Source organism: Mesorhizobium sp. M7A.F.Ca.US.006.01.1.1, assembly GCF_003997935.1.
In the GTDB taxonomy this organism is placed as follows: domain Bacteria; phylum Pseudomonadota; class Alphaproteobacteria; order Rhizobiales; family Rhizobiaceae; genus Mesorhizobium.
The window spans coordinates 1-2,637 of the sequence record NZ_RZQL01000434.1; the positions used below are offsets into that span (position 1 = coordinate 1).

At 64.3% G+C, this 2,637-nt stretch carries 3 protein-coding genes and 1 pseudogene; 2 read left to right on the plus strand and 2 right to left on the minus strand.

Going from position 1 to position 2,637, the window contains the following annotated elements; all coding sequences use genetic code 11:
* A partial coding sequence (locus tag EN943_RS36430) for a proline racemase family protein (protein ID WP_164778588.1) occupies positions 1-513 on the plus strand: 513 nt, incomplete at its 5' end.
* A 9-nt stretch (positions 514-522) separates the two neighbouring features.
* Here the strand turns inward: EN943_RS36430 and EN943_RS36435 are convergent.
* Both EN943_RS36435 and EN943_RS36440 read right to left on the minus strand, forming a co-directional pair.
* The gene (locus EN943_RS36435) at positions 523-1,233 is read right to left on the minus strand and encodes a sulfate transporter family protein (RefSeq protein ID WP_127416550.1); all 711 of its coding nucleotides are present in this window, start codon (positions 1,231-1,233) and stop codon (positions 523-525) included.
* 170 nt (positions 1,234-1,403) lie between these two features.
* Positions 1,404-2,312, minus strand: coding sequence for an EamA family transporter (locus EN943_RS36440; RefSeq protein ID WP_245476113.1), 909 nt, complete (start codon positions 2,310-2,312; stop codon positions 1,404-1,406).
* 227 nt (positions 2,313-2,539) lie between these two features.
* Between EN943_RS36440 and EN943_RS38705 the strand changes: the two are divergent.
* Positions 2,540-2,637, plus strand: a pseudogene (locus tag EN943_RS38705) (adenosine kinase); the annotation flags it as partial.

The following is a 2,637-nucleotide window of genomic DNA, read 5'->3' on the forward strand; positions in this document are numbered from 1 at the left end:
AGACAGGCCTATGGCGGGGCTTTCTACGCGCTGGCCGATTGCCACCAATTCGGGCTCGAATTCGGCAGAAGCCGAGTGCGCGATTTCGTCGATGCGGCAACGGCGCTGACGGACAGGCTCAAGGCTGAATTTCCGCTGTCGCATCCCGATCACGGCGACCTTGCCTTCCTCTACGGCACCATCCTGACCGATGGCCGCGACACGTTTTCCGCCGAGGTGACCAAAAACATCTGCGTCTTCGCCGAGGCCGAGGTCGACCGCTCGCCGACCGGCTCCGGCGTCACCGCAAGGCTGGCGGCCATGCATGCCAAGGGCGAGATCGCGATCGGACAGACGCGCACATTCGAAAGCATTGCCGGCTCGCGTTTTTCCGGAGCCGTGGTGCGGACGGCGAAGGCTGGCCCGCACGGGGCGATCATCGCCCGCGTCGGCGGCCGCGCCTATTATTCCGGGCGGGCGGAGTTTACCGTCGAAGCAGACGACGAGCTCGGATGCGGGTTCCTGTTGCGCTGACGAAAGTGCTCAGCCGCGTCTGCGGCGAGCCACTTCCCGCACCGAGATCGCCTTGTGCAGATGCACCATCATGGCGGCGGCGAACAGCGGCGTCAGCAGGTTGAGCAACGGCACGGCGAGGAAAGCCGCGATGAGCAGCCCGGCGAGAAACACTGTGCCGGCATAGTGCCTGCGCAAGGCCCTGGCCTCGTCTTCCCCGCGAAAGCGCATGGCGGCGAATTCGAAGAACTCGCGCCCGAGCAGATAGCCGTTGACGATGAAGAAGGCGGCTATGTTGACGCCCGGCACCAAGAGAAGCAGCAGCGCGACGATGTTGCCGAGAATGACGACACCGAGGAATCGCGCCGACAGCACCAGCGAGCGCAGCGCCGGCATGGCGCGGCCGGTCGGATCGCCGGGATAGTCGGTGCGCTCGACCACTTCGGCGATATCGTCGAGGAACAGGCCGGCGACAACGGCCGTCACCGGCGCGATGAGCAACGCCATGCCGAAGGCAAGCGCGATCGCCGCGATGATGCCGCCGAGCCACCCGGCCCAGGACGGCATGCCGGGCAACAACGTCTGCAGCCACGGCAGCGCCAGCCACTCGACGAGGCTGGTCAAGCCGAACCACAGAGCCACCAGCGCCAGCACGGTCAAGCCCAGCGTCTTGACGAACACGGCCCGAAATGGCGGCGAGAGCAGCTCGAGGGCCGCAGTGCGGGCAGCGTCGAAAATCACCTTGTCACATCCCGGTTAGCGGACGTCGCCTAAAAGGCGGATGCTTCCGAGATAAGCAGCGCAGGCCATGAGCACAAGCGGGCTGGTTCCTTGCTTTGACGCAATTCCCAAGGGGAAAGCGCTATGCGCTTTTCCCGGGAAAACCGCTTCACACTTTTCCTGGAATTGCTCTACCGCGCAAACGCCGGCTTTCGAATCGGGATGGTCATGGCAGCGACCCCGGCCACGACAAAACCCATGCCCAGCCATGCCGTCGAGCCCAGGCTTTCGCCGAGGAAAAGAGCGCCGATGCCGACGCCGATCGGCACGCGCAGATAGGCCTGCGAGGTGGTGCCGACCGAACCCAGCGTGTGGATGAGGCGGAAATAGATCACGAAGGCCAGCGCGGTGGAAAAGACCGACAGGCCGAGCAAGGCCAGGATCGACGCGGTCGAGGGTGCCAGCGTCCATGGCTGGTCGAACACCAGACTGAGGGGTACGAGGATGACGGCGCCGCACAGCATCGAACCGGCGGCCGGCAGCATCGGATCGAGGCCTTTGAAACCGCGGCCGAAAATGGCGGCCCCTGCGTAGCAGACCGTTGCGGCGACGATTGCCAGTTGCGCCCACAATTCATGACCGAGGCCACCCAGCGCCTGCGTGCCGATAATGAGGCAGATGCCGGCAATGCCGGCGCCCACACCGATCAGTTTGCGCAACGTGACCGGCTCGTGGCGGGTGATGAGCGCGGTCAAGAGGAAGGTGAAGATCGGTGAGGTCGCATTCAGGATGGTGGCGAGGCCGGCATCGACCGAGCGTTCGGCCGCGGCGATCAGGGTGAACGGAATAACGCTGTTGAGGCAGGCCTGGAAGGCGAAGCGGCGCCAGCTTGCCGCGTCGCCCGGCATGGCGAGCCCGCGCCAGCGGATGATGGCGAACAGGATACCGCCGGCGATTAGGGTGCGGGCGGCAATGAAGGTGACCGGCGGGATGGTTTCGACGCCGATCTTGATGAAGGGGTAGGAGGCGCCCCAGAGCACCGCCAGCACGACGAGCAGCGCAAGGTCGGTGGTCATGTCGTTCTTTGCAGGCTCGTTCATTGTCGACATGGCTCGCCTTCGAAACGGGATCGAGCCAAGCTTGTAGGCCGTGCGGCGATGAAATGCTTCGGCCACGGTCGAATTGTCATAGCGCCTCGCGGCTGATGCGCCTTTGCCTGTTCGGCCAAAGTTGCGTGTCACGCCCTAGGCAAACCGGTTTCAAATCGCTAGACCCGCGCCGGGCCGGCGTGGCAAGAAGCCGGCTCGGGTTTTTGGCGGAGATTTTGATGCCGGATTATGACGTGCTTTGCATCGGCAATGCCATTGTCGACATCATCGCCCAGTGCGACGAGGAATTCCTCGAGACCAACGGCATCATCAAGGG

Coding starts and splice junctions, on each gene's coding strand:
- EN943_RS36440 (WP_245476113.1), bottom strand. CDS start 2,312: ATGAACGAGCCTGCAAAGAACGACATGACCACCGACCTTGCGCTGCTC.